14 protein-coding genes are annotated in these 16,430 nt (G+C 65.4%); 9 read left to right on the top strand and 5 right to left on the bottom strand.

The window, feature by feature from the left end; all coding sequences use genetic code 11:
* Positions 1-351: a hypothetical protein gene (locus CEY09_RS28315; RefSeq protein WP_006222728.1), complete on the top strand. Its 351-nt coding sequence runs from the start codon at positions 1-3 to the stop codon at positions 349-351.
* Positions 352-449: 98 nt separating this feature from the next.
* Here the strand turns inward: CEY09_RS28315 and ubiD are convergent, their stop codons facing one another.
* Complete coding sequence (gene ubiD / locus CEY09_RS28310) at positions 450-1,994, bottom strand: 4-hydroxy-3-polyprenylbenzoate decarboxylase (protein ID WP_088591147.1); 1,545 nt, start codon at positions 1,992-1,994, stop codon at positions 450-452.
* 82 nt (positions 1,995-2,076) lie between these two features.
* Here ubiD and CEY09_RS28305 point away from each other — a divergent pair, with 82 nt between their 5' ends.
* Positions 2,077-2,895 carry a lytic transglycosylase domain-containing protein gene (locus tag CEY09_RS28305; protein ID WP_006222730.1) on the top strand — a complete coding sequence of 273 codons (819 nt, stop codon included), beginning with the start codon at positions 2,077-2,079 and terminating at the stop codon, positions 2,893-2,895.
* Positions 2,896-2,966: 71 nt separating this feature from the next.
* Here CEY09_RS28305 and CEY09_RS28300 read toward each other — a convergent pair whose 3' ends face one another.
* Entirely contained in the window at positions 2,967-4,127 is a 1,161-nt protein-coding gene (locus CEY09_RS28300; protein ID WP_088591146.1) for a pyridoxal phosphate-dependent aminotransferase, read from the bottom strand.
* A gap of 44 nt (positions 4,128-4,171) precedes the next feature.
* Here CEY09_RS28300 and CEY09_RS28295 point away from each other — a divergent pair, with 44 nt between their 5' ends.
* From CEY09_RS28295 to CEY09_RS28280, 4 genes are all read left to right on the top strand, one after another.
* Complete coding sequence (locus CEY09_RS28295) at positions 4,172-5,059, top strand: FAD-binding protein (RefSeq protein WP_088591145.1); 888 nt, start codon at positions 4,172-4,174, stop codon at positions 5,057-5,059.
* Between the two features lie 139 nt (positions 5,060-5,198).
* The gene (locus CEY09_RS28290) at positions 5,199-7,487 is read left to right on the top strand and encodes an NADP-dependent malic enzyme (protein WP_088591144.1); all 2,289 of its coding nucleotides are present in this window, start codon (positions 5,199-5,201) and stop codon (positions 7,485-7,487) included.
* Positions 7,468-8,697 carry a patatin-like phospholipase family protein gene (locus tag CEY09_RS28285; RefSeq protein WP_377785593.1) on the top strand — a complete coding sequence of 410 codons (1,230 nt, stop codon included), beginning with the start codon at positions 7,468-7,470 and terminating at the stop codon, positions 8,695-8,697. The genes CEY09_RS28290 and CEY09_RS28285 overlap by 20 nt, the downstream gene beginning before the upstream one ends.
* A complete protein-coding gene (locus tag CEY09_RS28280) occupies positions 8,694-9,161 on the top strand; it encodes a barstar family protein (RefSeq protein WP_006222736.1) in 468 nt (155 codons plus the stop codon). Before CEY09_RS28285 ends, CEY09_RS28280 begins: the two co-directional genes overlap by 4 nt.
* A gap of 77 nt (positions 9,162-9,238) precedes the next feature.
* Here the strand turns inward: CEY09_RS28280 and CEY09_RS28275 are convergent, their stop codons facing one another.
* Positions 9,239-9,970, bottom strand: coding sequence for a 16S rRNA (uracil(1498)-N(3))-methyltransferase (locus CEY09_RS28275; RefSeq protein WP_088591143.1), 732 nt, complete (start codon positions 9,968-9,970; stop codon positions 9,239-9,241).
* Positions 9,971-9,988: 18 nt separating this feature from the next.
* The gene (locus tag CEY09_RS28270; RefSeq protein WP_088591142.1) at positions 9,989-10,411 is read right to left on the bottom strand and encodes a hypothetical protein; all 423 of its coding nucleotides are present in this window, start codon (positions 10,409-10,411) and stop codon (positions 9,989-9,991) included.
* Between the two features lie 227 nt (positions 10,412-10,638).
* On the opposite strand from CEY09_RS28270, the gene tkt reads away from it, so the two are divergent.
* The 3 genes from tkt to CEY09_RS28255 all read left to right on the top strand — a co-directional run bounded on the left by tkt (position 10,639) and on the right by CEY09_RS28255 (position 14,988).
* Positions 10,639-12,675 (top strand): transketolase, encoded by a 2,037-nt coding sequence (gene tkt / locus CEY09_RS28265; protein ID WP_088591141.1) that lies wholly within the window; start codon positions 10,639-10,641, stop codon positions 12,673-12,675.
* A 15-nt stretch (positions 12,676-12,690) separates the two neighbouring features.
* Positions 12,691-13,701: a type I glyceraldehyde-3-phosphate dehydrogenase gene (gene gap / locus CEY09_RS28260; protein ID WP_006222740.1), complete on the top strand. Its 1,011-nt coding sequence runs from the start codon at positions 12,691-12,693 to the stop codon at positions 13,699-13,701.
* 93 nt (positions 13,702-13,794) lie between these two features.
* The gene (locus CEY09_RS28255; protein ID WP_088591140.1) at positions 13,795-14,988 is read left to right on the top strand and encodes a phosphoglycerate kinase; all 1,194 of its coding nucleotides are present in this window, start codon (positions 13,795-13,797) and stop codon (positions 14,986-14,988) included.
* 224 nt (positions 14,989-15,212) lie between these two features.
* Here CEY09_RS28255 and CEY09_RS28250 read toward each other — a convergent pair whose 3' ends face one another.
* Entirely contained in the window at positions 15,213-16,196 is a 984-nt protein-coding gene (locus CEY09_RS28250; RefSeq protein ID WP_088591139.1) for a Bug family tripartite tricarboxylate transporter substrate binding protein, read from the bottom strand.
* Positions 16,197-16,430 lie beyond the last annotated feature (234 nt).

Below are 16,430 nucleotides of genomic sequence, written 5' to 3'. Positions count from 1 at the left end.
ATGTCGAAAAGGTCTCCTACCGTTGATCGCGCTGTCCGCATCGAATTGCTGCGCGCCCGCGCAGCGATCGAACGCGAATCGTTGGCGCAGAGCATCGTCAGCACCAGCCACAAGCTGGAGCCGGCCTCGATCATCCGTGGCTTGCTGCCCCGACTGGCCTCGGGCGGCGCCTCGCGCTGGGCCTTGCAGGCCATCACGCTTGCCCGCCGCTATCCGCTGGTCAGCTCGTCCTTGTCCACCCTGCTCATGCGCGGTGGCAAGGGGTTCAAGCTGCTCAAGATCGCCGGCGGCGCGCTGGTCGGCTGGCAGGTGTACAAGCTGTGGCAAAGCTCGAGAGAGGGCGGGGAATAAGACGCGCGTTTGCAGCAGCGCGTCCTGTACCCACCCCATAAAAACCCCGCCTTGCCGGCGGGGTTTTTATTGGCACGGGCGGTTTGGGGCAGTTGGCTTCAAAGGCCCAACTGGCCCCACAGGTCGTCCACGCGCTTCTTGACGTCGGCGTCCATGGTGATGGGTGTGCCCCATTCGCGGTTGGTCTCGCCGGGCCACTTGTTGGTGGCGTCCAGGCCCATCTTGCCGCCCAGCCCGGAAACGGGGGAGGCGAAGTCCAGATAGTCGATGGGGGTGTTTTCGACCAATAGGGTGTCGCGCACAGGATCCATGCGGGTGGTCATCGCCCACACCACTTCCTTCCAGTCGCGCGGGTTGATGTCTTCGTCAACCACCACGATGAACTTGGTGTACATGAACTGGCGCAGGATGCTCCACAGGCCGAACATGACGCGCTTGGCGTGTCCCGCATACTGCTTGCGGATCGACACCACCGCCAGCCGGTAGCTGCAGCCTTCGGGCGGCAGGTAAAAGTCCACGATTTCCGGCAGTTGGCGGCGCAGCAAAGGCACGAACACTTCGTTGAGCGCCACGCCCAGCACGGCAGGCTCGTCCGGCGGCTTGCCGGTGTAGGTCGAATGATAGATAGGATTGCGGCGCATCGTGATGCGCTCGACCGTGAACACCGGGAACCAGTCCTGCTCGTTGTAGTAGCCGGTGTGGTCGCCGTAGGGGCCTTCCAGCGCCATTTCATAATCGCTGTTGGGCGGCGGGTTGACGCCCTCGGGCACCACGGGCTTCACGGCGCGCGGGTCCGACGACGGCAGCAGATGCCCCTCCAGCACGATCTCGGCCCAGGCGGGCACCGACAGGTTGCTGCCCAGCGCTTGCGCCACTTCGGTGCGCGAACCGCGCAGCAGGCCGGCGAATTGGTATTCGGACAGGCTGTCGGGCACCGGGGTGACGGCGCCCAGCGTGGTGGCGGGGTCGGCGCCCAGCGCGACGGCGATGGGGAAGGGCGTGCCCGGGTTGGCCAGCGCGTGGTCGCGGAAGTCCAGCGCGCCGCCGCGGTGCGACAGCCAGCGCATGATCAGCTTGTTCGGCCCCAGCAGTTGCTGGCGGTAGATACCCAGGTTCTGCCGCTTGGCATTGGGGCCGCGCGTGATCACCAGGCCCCAGGTCAAGAGCGGGGCCACGTCGCCGGGCCAGCAGGTCTGGATCGGCAGGCGGGTCAGGTCCACATCCTTGCCTTCCCAGACGACTTCCTGGCAGGCCGGGCTTTTGACGTTCTTGGGGCTCATGTCCCACAAGGCCGCCTTCAGCATCGACACCTTGGCCAGCGCGTCGCGCAAGCCCTTGGGCGCCTCGGGTTCGCGCAAGGACGCCAGCAGTTCGCCGATATCGCGAAGCGCGCTGACGTTGTCGGCGCCCATGCCGCGGGCCACGCGCGAGGGCGTGCCGAACAAGTTGGTAAGCACCGGCATCTGTGCCGGCTTGCCGTCATGCTGGGTGTTTTCGAACAGCAGGGCCGGGCCCTCGGCACGCAGGACGCGGTCGGAAATTTCGGTCATTTCCAGCCGGGTGGACACCGGCGCGGCAATGCGTTTGAGGTCGCCCATCCGTTCAAGTTGAGCGAGGAAGTCTCTAAGGTCGCGGTATTTCACTACAGATCCCAGCGATTTGGTTACATTTTGGGGTGAAAGAGAGGTTAACATTGACTCCCTCTTTTTCACGCAGGAGGTTTTTATGCCCGATGCGTCAGTGGCCAGCCTGTTCAGGAACATGGCCCAAGGAGTGCACGAATATCTTGCCGAGTCCTTGCGTATCTGCTCAGTCTATCTGGGCATCGCGGTGATTGTGACGGTAAGCATGGGATTTGCCCTGCCTGGTTTGCGCGATCAGGCATTGCAAGTGCACAAAGCCTTGTTGACCGCCCTAGCGCCTTCATCCATGCAATCCGGCACCGAATCCGATGTCGGTTCCGAATTGGGTTCCGACACTGCGTCGGCAATTGCCATGGCCGTTCCAACCGCTCCCGCCAGCAATGCCACCGGCATGCTGGGGCCAGCCCGCGTCGCGCCGCCGGTACCGAAGAAACCCGCCACCGTGGCGACCGGACCGCAGGCCGAAGCGTTGCGCAACTATATCTCGCGCAAGTACAAGGTAGCGTATGACGCCACCGGTCCGCTGTTGAATACCGTGTACAAGGTCAGCCGCGAAAAGCAGCTTGACCCCTTGCTGGTCCTGGCTGTGATCGCCATCGAGTCCCGCTACAACCCCTTGGCCGAAAGCCACGTGGGTGCGCAGGGCCTGATGCAGGTCATGACCAGCGTGCACCAGGACAAGTTCGACGCCGTCGGCAAGACCGCGCTGGACCCGGTCGCCAATATCGGGGTCGGGGCCACGATCTTGCGCGACTGTATCAACCGCCGCGGTTCCATCGACGGCGGCCTGGCCTGCTACGTGGGTTCCACGGGGCCGGACGACAACGGCTACGGTGCCAAGGTGCAGGCTGAACGCCGGCGCCTGGCGCTGGCTTCAGGCATTGCGCTGGCCCGGGACTGATCCGGCGGCGATTCTTGACAGCCAGGCAGGACCACAATGCGCGCTCCATCGGGGCGCGCATTGTTTTTGGCTTAGCGCTGCAGCCATTTGCCCATGCGGGCCACAGCCTCTTCCAGCCGGTCCAGGCCCGTGGCGTAGGAAAAGCGCATGGTGTGGCCGCCGTGGGCCGGCCCGAAGTCCAGCCCCGGCACGGCGGCAATTCCGGCTTCCAGCAGCAGGCGCTGCGAGAAGGTGCCGCTGTCCATGCCCAGGTTGCTGATGTCGGCGTAGATGTAGAACGCGCCGTCCGGCTTGACCGGCACCTGGATGCCCAGCCGTTCGAATTCGGGAAGCAGGTAGTCGCGGCGTTGCTTGAAGGCTTCGCGGCGATGCTCGAAGGTCTTCATCGCCTGGTCCGTGAAGCAGGCCAGGGCGCCATGCTGGGCCAGGGTGGGCGCGCAGATTTGCAGGCTGGCGGCGATCTTCTCCACCGGCGCCACCATGTCTTCGGGCACGATCATCCAGCCCAGGCGCCAACCCGTCATGTGGAAATACTTCGAGAAGCTGTTGATGACGATGACGTCATCGTCCAGGGTCAGCGCGGAACGCGGCTCGCCCTCGTAAGAGAGGCCAAGGTAGATTTCGTCGACGATCGCGAAGCCGTCGTGCGCGCGAACCTCTGCCAGCAGCTCGGCCAGTTCGTCCGCGGCGATCGACGTGCCCGTGGGGTTGCTGGGCGAAGCCACCATGACGCCTTGCGTGGCGGGGCTCCAGTGCTGGGCCACGTCCTGGGCCGACAGCTGGAAGCGCTTTTCCGCCGAACTGGGGATCAGGCGCGGCACGCCGCCCGCGGCCAGCACGAAATTGCTGTTGGCGGGGTAGGACGGGTCCGGCATCAGCACTTCGCCGCCGCTGTTGACCAGTGCCGCGCAGGCCAGCGTCAGGGCGCCCGAGGCGCCCGCGGTGACGATGACGCGGGCCGGATTGATCGTGGCGCCGAACTTGTCATGATAGAACTGCGCAATGGCTTCGCGAAGCGGCGTCAGGCCCGCGGGGGGGCTATAGCCGCTCAGGCCGGCGCGGGCCGCGCGCTCCAGCGCTTCCACGACCTGAGGGGGCGCGGTAAAGTCCGGTTCGCCGATGCCCAGGCTGATAATGTCCTTGCCAGCCGCCTGCAGCGCTTGCCCCTGCTTGAAGAGTTCCACTGCGTGGAAAGTCAGAAAATCATGGGTGCGCGTGGCGAGGCGAGGCATTGGATTCTCGAAAGCGTTTTGTAGCGGAAAAAGGAATTGTAGTCATGCAGCCATCCCGGCGCGCTTTCCTGCTTGGCCGCAGGCCGGCCCAGACCCCGTGGGCGGCCTTCATGCAGCGTCTGAAGCTGCTGTGCCAGGGGCAGGTCCAGGATCTGGGCGAAGATGGGCCCGGCGGGGCGCAGGCCATTTTGACCCCGTCGCGCGACGCCGATGTCGCGCATGCCCGCACGCTGTGCGCGGAGTACCGCATCGTCATGGCGCTGGAAGGCGCAAGCGGGCCTTACGCGCCGATTGCGGGCCCGCGCCTGCGGATCGACCCGTCGCACATGGCGGGCCTGGCCCGATTGGCCGGCGAGACGCCACGCTGGCGGGCCCAGCCGGGTGTCCCGCTGGCGGCGCTGACCCAGGCCGGACTGCGGCAGTTCGACGGTTTTCCCGGCGCCATGACGCTGGCCGAATGGCTGGCCGCGCCCGCGCCCTGGCCCGCCGGGCAATGCGCGGCGTCGGGCGTGCTGTCGGTGGACGTGATGCTGGCCGACGGCATCGAAGAATCCCTGGGGCCCTTCGGCGAAGCCGACGTGCAGCCGCTGCGTTCGGCCACGGTGCAAAGCCTGGTGCCCGAGCTGTTCAAGCTGGCCTCTGGCGGGGACGCCTTCGCGACCCACGACGGCCATCACTGGCTGGGTCGCTACCGGCTGGACGCCTTGAAGCCCGAAGCGCCGGCCACCGTGAACCTGGCGCACCTGCTGCTGGGGCATGGCGGCACGCTGGCCTGGGTGCAAAGCGTGACGCTGACCGACGCGCCGGCGTTCGCGGCGACGGGCCCGCAGGCGGAATCGCCCGGGCTGGCGACGGTCCGGCTGGACGGACGCGTCAAGGCGCTGTTCGACCCCGATGGTCGTTTTCCCTTATTCCTGCCTCGTGAAATCTGACATCATTTCAGCTTGTTGTAAGATTTCGCCGCTCGTCCCCAATAAGAGGAAAGGCGTCGCGGACGTATCGCGCCGCCCGTCATGGGAATAGAATTCCTCCCTCTTTCCGTGTCTCACCTAATTAGCCAGTAGCCGCCCTATGGATGCCAACCTTCGCAAAGCCGCCCTTGAATATCACGAGCATGGGCGCCCCGGCAAAATATCGGTCACGCCGACCAAGCAGCTGACCAACCAGCGCGATCTGGCGCTGGCGTACTCGCCGGGCGTGGCGGCGGCCTGTGAGGAGATCGTGGCCGATCCGGCCAATGTGTTCCGTTACACCGCGCGCGGCAACCTGGTGGGCGTGATCACCAACGGCACAGCGGTGCTGGGCCTGGGCAACATCGGCGCGCTGGCCTCCAAGCCGGTCATGGAAGGCAAGGCGGTGCTGTTCAAGAAGTTTGCCGGCCTGGATGTCTTCGACATTGAAATCAACGAAACCGACCCGGACAAGCTGGTCGAGATCATCGCCGGCCTGGAAGCCACCTTCGGCGGCATCAACCTGGAAGACATCAAGGCCCCGGAATGCTTCACCGTCGAGCGCAAGCTCCGTGAACGCATGAAGATCCCGGTTTTCCACGACGACCAGCACGGCACCGCGATCTGCGTGTCGGCGGCGTTCATCAACGGCCTGAAGGTCGTGGGCAAGGACATCGACAAGGTCAAGGTCGTGACTTCCGGCGCCGGCGCTGCCGCGCTGGCCTGCCTGGACCTGATGGTGGACCTGGGCCTGCCGCTGGAAAACATCTGGGTGACGGACCTGGAAGGCGTAGTCTTCGAAGGCCGCACCGTGCTGATGGACCCGGACAAGGCGCGTTTCGCGCAAAAGACCGATGCCCGCAAGCTGGCCGAAGTGATTCAGGACGCCGACGTGTTCCTGGGCCTGTCGGCGGGTGGCGTGCTCAAGCCTGAAATGGTTGCGACGATGGGCCCGCGCCCGCTGATCCTGGCGCTGGCCAATCCCACGCCGGAAATCCTGCCGGAAGTGGCGCACGGCGTGCGCGACGACGTGGTCATGGCCACGGGCCGTTCGGATTACCCGAACCAGGTCAACAACGTGCTGTGCTTCCCGTACATCTTCCGCGGCGCGCTGGATGTGGGGGCAACCACCATCACGCGTGAAATGGAAAAGGCGGCGGTGTACGCCATTGCCCAGCTGGCGCAGGAAGAGCAGAACGAAGTCGTGGCCGCGGCCTACGGCACGTTCGATATTTCGTTCGGCCCCGAATACCTGATCCCCAAGCCGTTCGATCCGCGCCTGATCGTGCGCATCGCGCCGGCCGTGGCCAAGGCGGCGATGGACGGCGGCGTGGCCACGCGCCCGCTGGCTGACCTGGAAGCCTACGAAGAGCAGCTGCAGCAGTTCGTGTACCACTCGGGCGCGTTCATGAAGCCGCTGTTCTCGGCAGCCAAGCGCATCGTGCGCGAAGGCGGCCCGGCCCGCATCGTGTTCGCGGAAGGCGAAGACGAACGTGTGCTGCGCGCGGTGCAAGTGGTGGTGGACGAAGGCCTGGCCCGTCCCATCCTGGTGGGGCGTCCTTCGGTGCTGTTGACCCGCATCGAAAAGCTGGGCTTGCGCCTGCGCCTGGGCGAAGACGTCGAAGTGACCAACCCGGAATACGACGAACGCTTCCACCAATACTGGACGACGTACTGGGAGCGCATGTGCCGTCGCGGCATCACCAAGGAAATGGCGCGCGTGGAAATGCGCCGCCGCATGACCTTGATCGGCGCGATGATGGTGCACCTGGGCGACGCCGACGGCATGGTCTGCGGTTCGGTGGGAGCCTATCACGACCACCTGCGTTTCGTGGACGAAGTGATCGGCCGCCGTCCGGGCCACAACGTGTACGCCGCCATGAACATCCTGCTGCTCAACGAGCGCACGGTGGTGCTGGTGGATACGCATGTGAACGACGAGCCTACGGCCGAGCAGATCGCGGAATTCACGATCGCCGCCGCCAACGAAATGCGCCGCATGTACCTGGCGCCGAAGGTGGCGCTGCTGTCGCGGTCCAACTTCGGATCGGGCAGCTCGGCCTCGGGCGCCAAGATGCGCCGCGCTCTGGAAATCGTGCGTGAAAAAGCGCCCGATCTGGAAATCGACGGCGAGATGCACGGCGACTGCGCGCTGGACGAAGCGCTGCGCATGCGCATCCTGCCGTCGTCGACCTTGAAGGGCGAAGCGAACCTGTTGGTGTGCCCGAACGTGGATTCCGGCAACATCGCCTACAACCTGCTCAAGACGGCTGCAGGCGGAAACGTGGCAGTCGGCCCGTTCCTGCTGGGCTGCAATGCGCCGGTGCACATCCTGACCTCCAGCTCGACCGTGCGCCGCATCGTCAATATGACCGCGATGACTGTGGTCGATGTCAACACGCCACGTTGAAGTGAGTCCGGCCGGCCCGGCGTGCCCACGCACGCCGACCGGCCTGGTCCTGACGGGAGGCGGCGCGCGCGCCGCCTATCAAGTGGGGGTGCTCAGCGCCATCATGGAGCTGCTGGACCCTGACTGGCATTCCCGGTTCCAGAATCCCTTCGACATCATCTGCGGCACGTCCGCCGGCGCGATCAACGCCGCCGCGCTGGCCTGCCGCGCCGACCGGCCCCACCTGGGGGTGCGGCGCATCCGGCGCCTGTGGTCGTCGCTGAACACCGACATGATCTACCGGGCCGACGCGCCCGGCCTGATCCGCACGGGCGTACGCTGGCTGGGCCTGCTGGCCCTGGGCTGGATGTATTCAGGGTTGACGCGCAAGCGGCCCCAGTCCCTGCTGGACAACAGCCCCATGGAGGCATTGCTGGGCCGGGTGCTGGACTTCCGCAACCTGCAATCCAATCTGGAAAGGGGGGCGCTATCGGCGCTGGCGATCACGGCCTCGGGCTACACCAGCGGCGAGCACCTGACCTTCTACCAGGCGCACACCCCCATCGAACCTTGGCACCGCTATCTGCGCCTGGCCATCCCCACGCCAATCGGCATCGACCACCTGATGGCCTCGTCGTCCATCCCCTTTGTCTTCCCGGCCCGCCAGGTGCAGGTGCATGGCAAGGGCGAATGGTGCGGCGACGGGTCGATGCGCCAGTTGGCCCCGATCAGCCCGGCCATCCACCTGGGCGCCCATCGCGTGCTGGTGATCGGCACGGGGTTCCGCGACGACACCCACCCCGAGCACCGCGCGGACTCGCCGCCATATCCTTCGCTGGCGCAGGTGGGCGGCCATGCGCTGTCCAGCATCTTCCTGGACGGGCTGTCCGTGGACGTCGAGCGCTTAGAGCGCATCAACTACCTGATGGACCATGCGACGCCGGACGGTACCCAGGTCAATGTCAGGCGCATCCAGGTGCTGACAATCACTCCCAGCCAGTCGCTGGACACCATGGCGCTGGAACACCTGCAGGACATGCCTGCGCAAGCACGTGCCCTTTTTCGCGTACTCGGTGTATCGTCCGATCCACACCGTCCGGGAGGCGGGGCGCTGATGTCCTATCTTCTATTCGAATCCAGCTACACCCGACGATTGATCGAACTGGGTTATGCCGATACGATGCAGCGTAACGACGAAGTGATCGCCTTTTTCAAGGAGGCTCAGGCATGACGCGCAATGGCCAATCTACCTTGCAGAAGCAGCTGCTGCGGGGCGGGGCGCTGCCTCATGAAGGGCTGGACAAGAAGGCCGTGGTGGATGCTTCCCATGAGCTGGGTCTGGCGCTGTTCGTCGCCAACTGCGACCCGGCCCGCAGCCGTTCGGCCGTGTTGCGCGCCATCGTCAAGGCGGTGGACTTCCCCGAATACTTCGGCGGCAACCTGGATGCCCTCTACGACTGCCTGTGCGACACGGTGCTGGACCACAAGACCGGCGTCGTGCTCTGGCTGTACCGGCTGCATTCCGGTGATCCGGTGCTGGAAGAAGATGCCGCCCGTATCGAAACCGTCTGCTCGGACGCGGCGGACTTCGCCCGCGAGAACGGTCGCATCTTTGCGTTCGTCATTGAGCACGCCGGCAAGCATCCGGATCCCGAGCCCGGCGTCGCGGCGGCCCCTTACGGCGAAAACGATTGAATTGAGCGCTGCCCGGGCACCCACTGGGGCACGCCCGGCGGCGGCTCGCACCGGGCGCTTTGCCCGGCGGGTGGGCACTACCAGGCGCGTAGCGCGCTGACGGCCGACAGCAGGGCCAATCCTGCGGTTTCGGTGCGCAGCACCCGGGGGCCGAAGTGCACAGCTTGCACGCCCGCCTGACGGGCCTGCTCCAGTTCCTTGTCCGACCATCCCCCTTCGGGGCCCACCATCAAGCTGAGCGCCTGCACGTCGGGTTCGGCCCGAAGCTTGCCGGCCAGGTCGTCGGCTGCGTCGGGGTGGCACAACAGGCGCAGACCATCCACGGGCTCTGCCAGCCAATCGGCCAGCGATTGGGGCGCATCTACCGTCATCAAGCGGTTGCGGCCGCATTGCTCCGCGGCGGATTGGGCGATGCGCTGCCAATGCGCCACGCGCTTGTCCAGCCGCGCGCCCGACAACTGCAGCACGCTGCGCTGCGCCGCGATAGGGCTGACGCGGGCGGCGCCCAGTTCCACGGCTTTTTCCACCACCCAGTCCATCTTGTCGCCGGTAGGCAGGCCTTGGACCAGCGTGATGCGGCCGGCCAATTCGGCTTCGCGGGGATTGAATTCGCCCAGCTGGGCAAAGCCTGCCTTGCCGTCGATCTCCAACACGGCGGGGTATTCGCCGCCTTGGCCGTTGAACAGGATAACGGATTCACCGGCCTTCAGGCGCAACACACGCAAGGCGTGGTGCGCCAGAGCTTCCGGCAGGGCAATGCGGGTGCCTGCGGCAAGCGGGGCGTCGCAGAAAAAGCGGGGGGCGGACATGGGGTGGCGCAAAAAGCGTTAGCGGAGCGCGTAGCCTACCACCTTGATCCCCCATTCAAAGAACGTGGGCGCGCTGGACGCCAGGTTGAGCCCCAGCAGGGTCAGGAAGCCCACCGTCATTTTTTTATCCAGGCGCAGGACGTGAGCGCGCAGGTCAGACAGGTCTTCGTGGGTGGCGAAGCGCTTGAGTTCTTCGCGGTTGGGCAATTGGGCGATCTGTTTGCGGATTTCGGCGACCTCTTCGCGTCGAGCAAGCGGAGCCACAGCTGCCGCCAGGTCATTCCGCCATTCCTGGCGGAGCTTGGCGGCGAGTTCGGTTTCACCCTTGATTTGCGCGTGTTCCAACGCTCGCGCAACGGCAATCGCCCGCTCTTCGCCAAGGGCGGTACGCAAAGCCATGATGCCTTCCACAGGGATGGTCAGATTGAGCATGAGGCTCATACTAGGAGGCTCCAGAGCTAAAGTCAGGGCTTTATCCTGAATGTCGGACCCCTTTCCCGCAATTGTGGGAGTTACGCTGACATCCTGCGCGGGAAACGCCTGTTTACATCAAGCTTAAGGGCGATGGCGTGAGGGAAATCCCCTGATGCTAAAATCGTCTGCTTCGCAACCTACTCAACTGGCCCCTATATTCCCTGTGGGCGTGCCAGCTTCAAAGAGCCTTCCGAATGAGCAATCCGACCGCCCCTAAACTTGCCTTGGCGGATGCCATCCGCGCCCTCGCGATGGACGCCGTGCAACAAGCGAACTCCGGGCATCCGGGTGCTCCCATGGGCATGGCGGAAATCGCCCAGGCCTTGTGGACGGGCAACCTGCGCCACAACCCGAAGGATCCCGCCTGGGCCAACCGCGACCGCTTCGTGCTGTCCAACGGCCACGGCTCGATGCTGATCTACGCCTTGCTGCACCTGACGGGCTACGATCTGCCGATCGAAGAACTGAAGAACTTCCGCCAACTGCATTCCAAGACGCCGGGCCACCCCGAAGTGGGCATCACCCCGGGCGTGGAAACGACCACCGGCCCGCTGGGCCAGGGCCTGGGCAATGCCGTGGGCATGGCGTTGGCCGAAGCGCTGCTGGCTGCTGAATTCAACAAACCCGGCCACACCATCGTCGACCACCACACCTACGCCTTCACCGGCGACGGCTGCCTGATGGAAGGCATCTCGCACGAAGTGTGCTCGCTGGCCGGCACGCTCAAGCTCGGGAAGCTGGTCGTGCTGTATGACGACAACGGCATCTCCATCGACGGCCACGTCGAACACTGGTTCGCCGACGACACCGCCAAGCGCTTCGAAGGCTACGGCTGGAACGTGATCCGTGGCGTCGACGGCCACGATGTTGCCGCCGTGGATGCCGCCATCAAGGCCGCGCGCTCGCAATCGGAAAAGCCGACGCTGGTCATCTGCCGCACCGTGATCGGCAAGGGTTCGCCCAACATGGCCGGTACGCACAACGTGCACGGCGCGCCGCTGGGCAAGGACGAAATCGCCGCCACGCGCGCCGCGCTGGGCTGGTCGGCGGAACCCTTCCAGATTCCGCAAGACGTCTACGACGGCTGGGACGGCCGCAAGTCGGGCGCCTCGGCCCAGGCCGAATGGCAATCCGCGTTCAACGCCTATGCCGCCGAATTCCCGGCTGAAGCCGCTGAGTTCACGCGCCGCATGAAGGGCGACATGCCCGAGGGCTACGCCGACCAGTTCAAGGCGTTCCTGGCTTCGACCCTGGAAAAGGCCGAAACCGTCGCCACCCGCAAGGCCTCGCAGTTCGCCATCGCCGCGCTGGCGCCGGTGCTGCCGGAAATGCTGGGCGGCTCGGCCGACCTGACTGGTTCGAACTTCACCGACTGGAAGGGCGTCGCCGCCGTCCGCGCCGGTGACAAGGGCATGCAGTTCGGCCGCCACATCAACTACGGCGTGCGCGAATTCGGCATGGCCGCGATCATGAACGGCGTGGCCCTGCACGGCGGCTACCTGCCGTTCGGCGGCACGTTCCTGACGTTCTCGGACTACTCGCGCAACGCCATTCGCATGGCCGCGCTGATGAAGCAGCGCGTCGTGCACGTGTTCACCCACGATTCGATCGGCCTGGGCGAAGACGGCCCGACCCACCAATCCATCGAGCACGCCGCCAGCCTGCGTCTGATCCCCAACCTGTCCTTGTGGCGTCCTTGCGATACGGCTGAAACCGCCGTGGCCTGGAACGCTGCCGTGACGCGCCCCCCCAGCATCGGCATGGACGTGCATGACGGCGGCCCGACGGCGCTGTTGCTGTCGCGCCAGAACCTGCCGTTCGTGCCGCGCGACGCGGCGACGGTGGACGCCATCGCCCGTGGCGGCTACGTGCTGCGCGACGCTGAAGGCGCCCTCGCCGTCATCATCGCCACCGGCTCGGAAGTCGCCATTGCGCTGGACGCGCAGGCGCAACTGGCCAAGGAAGGCGTCGCCGTGCGCGTGGTCTCCATGCCCAGCACCGACGTGTTCGACCGCCAGGACGCCGCCTGGAAGCAATCCGTGCTGCCCAAGGGCCTGCCGCGCGTGGCGGTGGAAGCCGGTGTTACCGCCTTCTGGCACAAGTACGTGGGCCTGGAAGGCGCCGTGGTCGGTATCGACCGCTACGGCGAGTCCGCTCCGGCCGGCGCGCTGTTCAAGTTCTTCGGGCTGACCGCCGACAAGGTGGCCGAGACCGTCAAACAGGTTTTGTAAAAAAGGAGCTTAGTCATGACCATTCGCGTCGCCATCAACGGTTACGGTCGCATCGGCCGCAACATCCTGCGTGCCCACTATGAAGGTGGCAAGAAGCACGATATCGAAATCGTCGCCATCAACGACTTGGGCGATCCCAAGACGAACGCGCACCTGACGCGCTACGACACGGCCCATGGCAAGTTCCCGGGCACCGTCGAAGTCGACGGCGACTTCATGGTCGTCAACGGCGACAAGATCCGCGTGCTGGCCAACCGCAACCCGGCTGAACTGCCCTGGGGCGAACTGAAGGTCGACGTCGTGCTGGAATGCACGGGCTTCTTCACGACCAAGGAAAAGGCCGGCGCGCACATCAAGGGCGGCGCCAAGAAAGTCATCATCTCGGCCCCCGGCGGCAAGGATGTGGACGCCACCATCGTGTTCGGCGTGAACCATGGCGTGCTGAAGGCGACCGACACGGTCATCTCGAACGCATCGTGCACCACCAACTGCCTGGCCCCGCTGGTCAAGCCGCTGAACGACAAGCTGGGCCTGGAAAACGGCCTGATGACGACCGTTCACGCCTACACCAACGACCAGGTCCTGACCGACGTCTACCACGAAGACCTGCGCCGCGCGCGTTCGGCCACGATGAGCATGATCCCCACGAAGACCGGCGCTGCCGCTGCCGTGGGCCTGGTGCTGCCGGAACTCAACGGCAAGCTGGACGGCTACGCCATCCGCGTCCCGACCATCAACGTGTCGCTGGTCGACCTGTCGTTCGTGGCCAGCCGCGACACGACCGCCGAAGAAGTGAACAGCATCCTGAAGGCCGCTTCGGAAGGCGAACTGAAGGGCATCCTGGACTACAACACCGAACCGCTCGTCTCGGTGGACTACAACCACAACCCGGCCTCCAGCACCGTTGACGCGTCGCTGACCAAGGTTTCGGGTCGTCTGGTCAAGGTTTCGTCCTGGTACGACAACGAGTGGGGCTTCTCGAACCGCATGCTCGACACCACCGTCGCGCTGATGTCGGCCAAGTAAGCAACACGGTCAGTCCACAGGGGACGGATTTGTTTTCCGCGAAGGCGGAAAATGGGTTCGTCCCCTTTGTTCGCCCATCGTAGGAATTCAAAAATGTCCAAGGTCAATACCCTGTCCGCGCTGGCGAAATCCGGCGCCCTGTCCGGCAAGCGCGTGTTCATCCGCGCCGACTTGAACGTGCCGTTCGATGACGCCGGCCGCATCTCCGAAGACACGCGGATCCGCGCCTCGGTGCCCGGCATTCGCCTGGCGCTGGACGCCGGCGCCGCCGTGATGGTCACGTCCCACCTGGGCCGCCCGAAAGAAGGCGTGCTGACCGAGGCCGATTCGCTGGCCAAGGTCGGCCAGCGCCTGTCCGAACTGCTGGGCATGCCCGTCCAGCTGGTGCGCGACTGGGTCGACGGCGTCCAGGTCGATCACGGCCAGGTCGTGCTGCTGGAAAACTGCCGCGTGAACGTCGGCGAAAAGAAAGACGATGAAGCGCTGGCCAAGAAAATGGCTGCGCTGTGCGACGTGTACGTCAACGACGCGTTCGGCACCGCTCACCGCGCCGAAGCCACCACCCACGGCATCGCCCGCTTCGCGCCCGTGGCCTGCGCCGGCCCCTTGCTGGAAGCCGAACTGGACGCCCTGGGCCGTGCGCTGCACGAACCCAAGCGCCCGCTGGTCGCCATCGTGGGCGGCTCCAAGGTGTCGACCAAGCTGTCCATCCTGCAATCGCTGGCCGACAAGGTCGACCAGTTGGTGGTGGGTGGCGGCATCGCCAACACGTTCATGCTGGCCGCGGGCTTGTCCATCGGCAAGTCGCTGGCCGAACCCGACCAGGTCGAGCAGGCGCGCGCCGTGATCGACATCATGAAGCAGCGCGGCGCGGCCGTGCCGATTCCGGTTGACGTGGTGTGCGCCAAGTCGTTCGGCGCGGATGCCGAAGCCACCGTCAAGGCGGCCACCGACGTGGCCGACGACGACATGATCCTGGACATCGGCCCGCAGACCGCGGCGCAGCTGGCCGAGATCCTGAAGAAGGCGGGCACCATCGTCTGGAACGGCCCCGTGGGGGTGTTCGAGTTCGACCAGTTCGCCAACGGCACCGAAGTGGTGGCGCGCGCCATCGCGGAATCGGAAGGCTTTTCGATCGCCGGCGGCGGCGATACATTGGCCGCCATCGCCAAGTACGGCATCGGTGAACAGGTCGGCTACATCTCGACCGGCGGCGGCGCGTTCCTGGAGTTCCTGGAAGGCAAGACCCTGCCGGCGGTGGCCGTGCTGGAAGCCCGAGTCTCCTGATGCGCAGCTCGCGCGACATCCGGTAGGATGGGTGTAGCGCGAGACCTCCGCGACAAGGGCGCTGACGTAACACGCGCGAAACCCATCAAGCAACGGTTGCATGTATGGCTGATTCAGCCAGAAATTCAATGCCGCTTGATGGGTTTCGCGCGGTTTGCCGTCGTGTTTTTTTGGCAGCGTCTCGCGCTGCACCCATCCTACGATGGCCGCTGTTTGCGGTTCCCTTATTCCATTTTGGCGCCCGAGATCTTCACGATCTCTGCATACCGCGCAATTTCAGACTGAATGAACGTGCTGAATTCCTCCGGCGATTGCCCGGCCGGCACCAGTGCGCCCATGCTTTCCATGCGCTGCTTCACTTCCGGCGTGGCCGTGACCGCGTTGACTTCCTTGTTCAGCCGCTGCACCACATCGGCTGGCGTACCGGCGGGCGCGACGATGCCGTACCAGGCCGACGCGTACATCTTGGGCACGCCGGCTTCGTCGAACGTGGGGACATCCGGCAGGGCCGGCAGGCGCTGGCGCGCGGCCACTGCCAACGCGCGCAGGGCGCCGGCCTGAACCTGGGCGAGCGACCCGGTGTCCAGCATCATGTCCACCTGGCCCGCCAACAGATCGGATACGGCGGGGCCGCTGCCCTTGTACGGGATGTGCAGCACATCCGCGCCCGTCAGGTACTTGAACATCGCGCCTGCCAGATGCTGCGACGAGCCCACGCCGCCCGAGCCGTAGTTCAGTTTGCCGGGCTCGGCCTTTGCGGCGGCCACCAGGTCCGCCACTGACTTGAAGGGTGACTGCTTCGGCACTTCCAGGATGTTCGGGATTTCAGCCACGAAAGCGACCGGCGCAAAGTCTTTCGCGGCGTCGAAGCCCAGACGCGAATACAGGTGCGGATTGGCGGCATTGGTGGAACTGGTGGCCATCAGCAGTGTGTAGCCGTCGGCCTTTTCCCGAACGAAGGCCGCCGTGCCGATATTGCCGCCCGCACCGGCCTTGTTGTCCACGATCACGGTCTGGCCCAGGCGGTCGGTCAGGCGCTGCGCCAGCAGCCGGCCCAGCGCGTCCGTCGCGCCTCCGGGGGGCCACGGCACGACCAGCTTGATGGGGCGCTCCGGATAGGATTGCGCGTGGACGGCGGGGGCGATGCCGGCGGCAAGCGCGGCCAGGACGAGCGCGCGGCTGGCGCGCCGCAGGAAGGCGAAGGACATGGAGTCTCCAGGAGTGCCGGCCCTTGAATCCGCGTCGCAGGGGGCGCGGCGGCGGGCCGTGTCGGTGTATAGGCGCGGCGCGGGGCCGCTTTTCTTATCCCGGGGACTCTACGCAATCTGCTGCCCCCACAAAAGGGATAAATAATCACCAATCTTCATTCCTAAAAGGAATGAAAAGCGCCTGCATTTGATCCAGGACGGTTTCGGGCGCCCGGCCTTGGTGTAGGCTTGCCT

It is taken from the genome of Achromobacter marplatensis, assembly GCF_002209535.1.
Lineage (GTDB): Bacteria > Pseudomonadota > Gammaproteobacteria > Burkholderiales > Burkholderiaceae_B > Achromobacter > Achromobacter marplatensis.
The sequence above is the reverse complement of the archived record's forward strand: the minus strand, read 5'-3'. Positions and strand labels throughout refer to the sequence as shown.

Excerpts from the sequence above, each read along its gene's own strand:
- CEY09_RS28315 (WP_006222728.1), top strand. The coding sequence starts at position 1 with ATGTCGAAAAGGTCTCCTACCGTTGATCGCGCTGTCCGCATCGAATTG.
- CEY09_RS28305 (WP_006222730.1), top strand. The coding sequence starts at position 2,077 with ATGCCCGATGCGTCAGTGGCCAGCCTGTTCAGGAACATGGCCCAAGGA.
- CEY09_RS28300 (WP_088591146.1), bottom strand. The coding sequence starts at position 4,127 with ATGCCTCGCCTCGCCACGCGCACCCATGATTTTCTGACTTTCCACGCA.
- CEY09_RS28295 (WP_088591145.1), top strand. The coding sequence starts at position 4,172 with ATGCAGCCATCCCGGCGCGCTTTCCTGCTTGGCCGCAGGCCGGCCCAG.
- CEY09_RS28290 (WP_088591144.1), top strand. The coding sequence starts at position 5,199 with ATGGATGCCAACCTTCGCAAAGCCGCCCTTGAATATCACGAGCATGGG.
- CEY09_RS28285 (WP_377785593.1), top strand. The coding sequence starts at position 7,468 with ATGTCAACACGCCACGTTGAAGTGAGTCCGGCCGGCCCGGCGTGCCCA.
- CEY09_RS28280 (WP_006222736.1), top strand. The coding sequence starts at position 8,694 with ATGACGCGCAATGGCCAATCTACCTTGCAGAAGCAGCTGCTGCGGGGC.
- CEY09_RS28275 (WP_088591143.1), bottom strand. The coding sequence starts at position 9,970 with ATGTCCGCCCCCCGCTTTTTCTGCGACGCCCCGCTTGCCGCAGGCACC.
- CEY09_RS28270 (WP_088591142.1), bottom strand. The coding sequence starts at position 10,411 with ATGAGCCTCATGCTCAATCTGACCATCCCTGTGGAAGGCATCATGGCT.
- tkt (WP_088591141.1), top strand. The coding sequence starts at position 10,639 with ATGAGCAATCCGACCGCCCCTAAACTTGCCTTGGCGGATGCCATCCGC.
- gap (WP_006222740.1), top strand. The coding sequence starts at position 12,691 with ATGACCATTCGCGTCGCCATCAACGGTTACGGTCGCATCGGCCGCAAC.
- CEY09_RS28255 (WP_088591140.1), top strand. The coding sequence starts at position 13,795 with ATGTCCAAGGTCAATACCCTGTCCGCGCTGGCGAAATCCGGCGCCCTG.
- CEY09_RS28250 (WP_088591139.1), bottom strand. The coding sequence starts at position 16,196 with ATGTCCTTCGCCTTCCTGCGGCGCGCCAGCCGCGCGCTCGTCCTGGCC.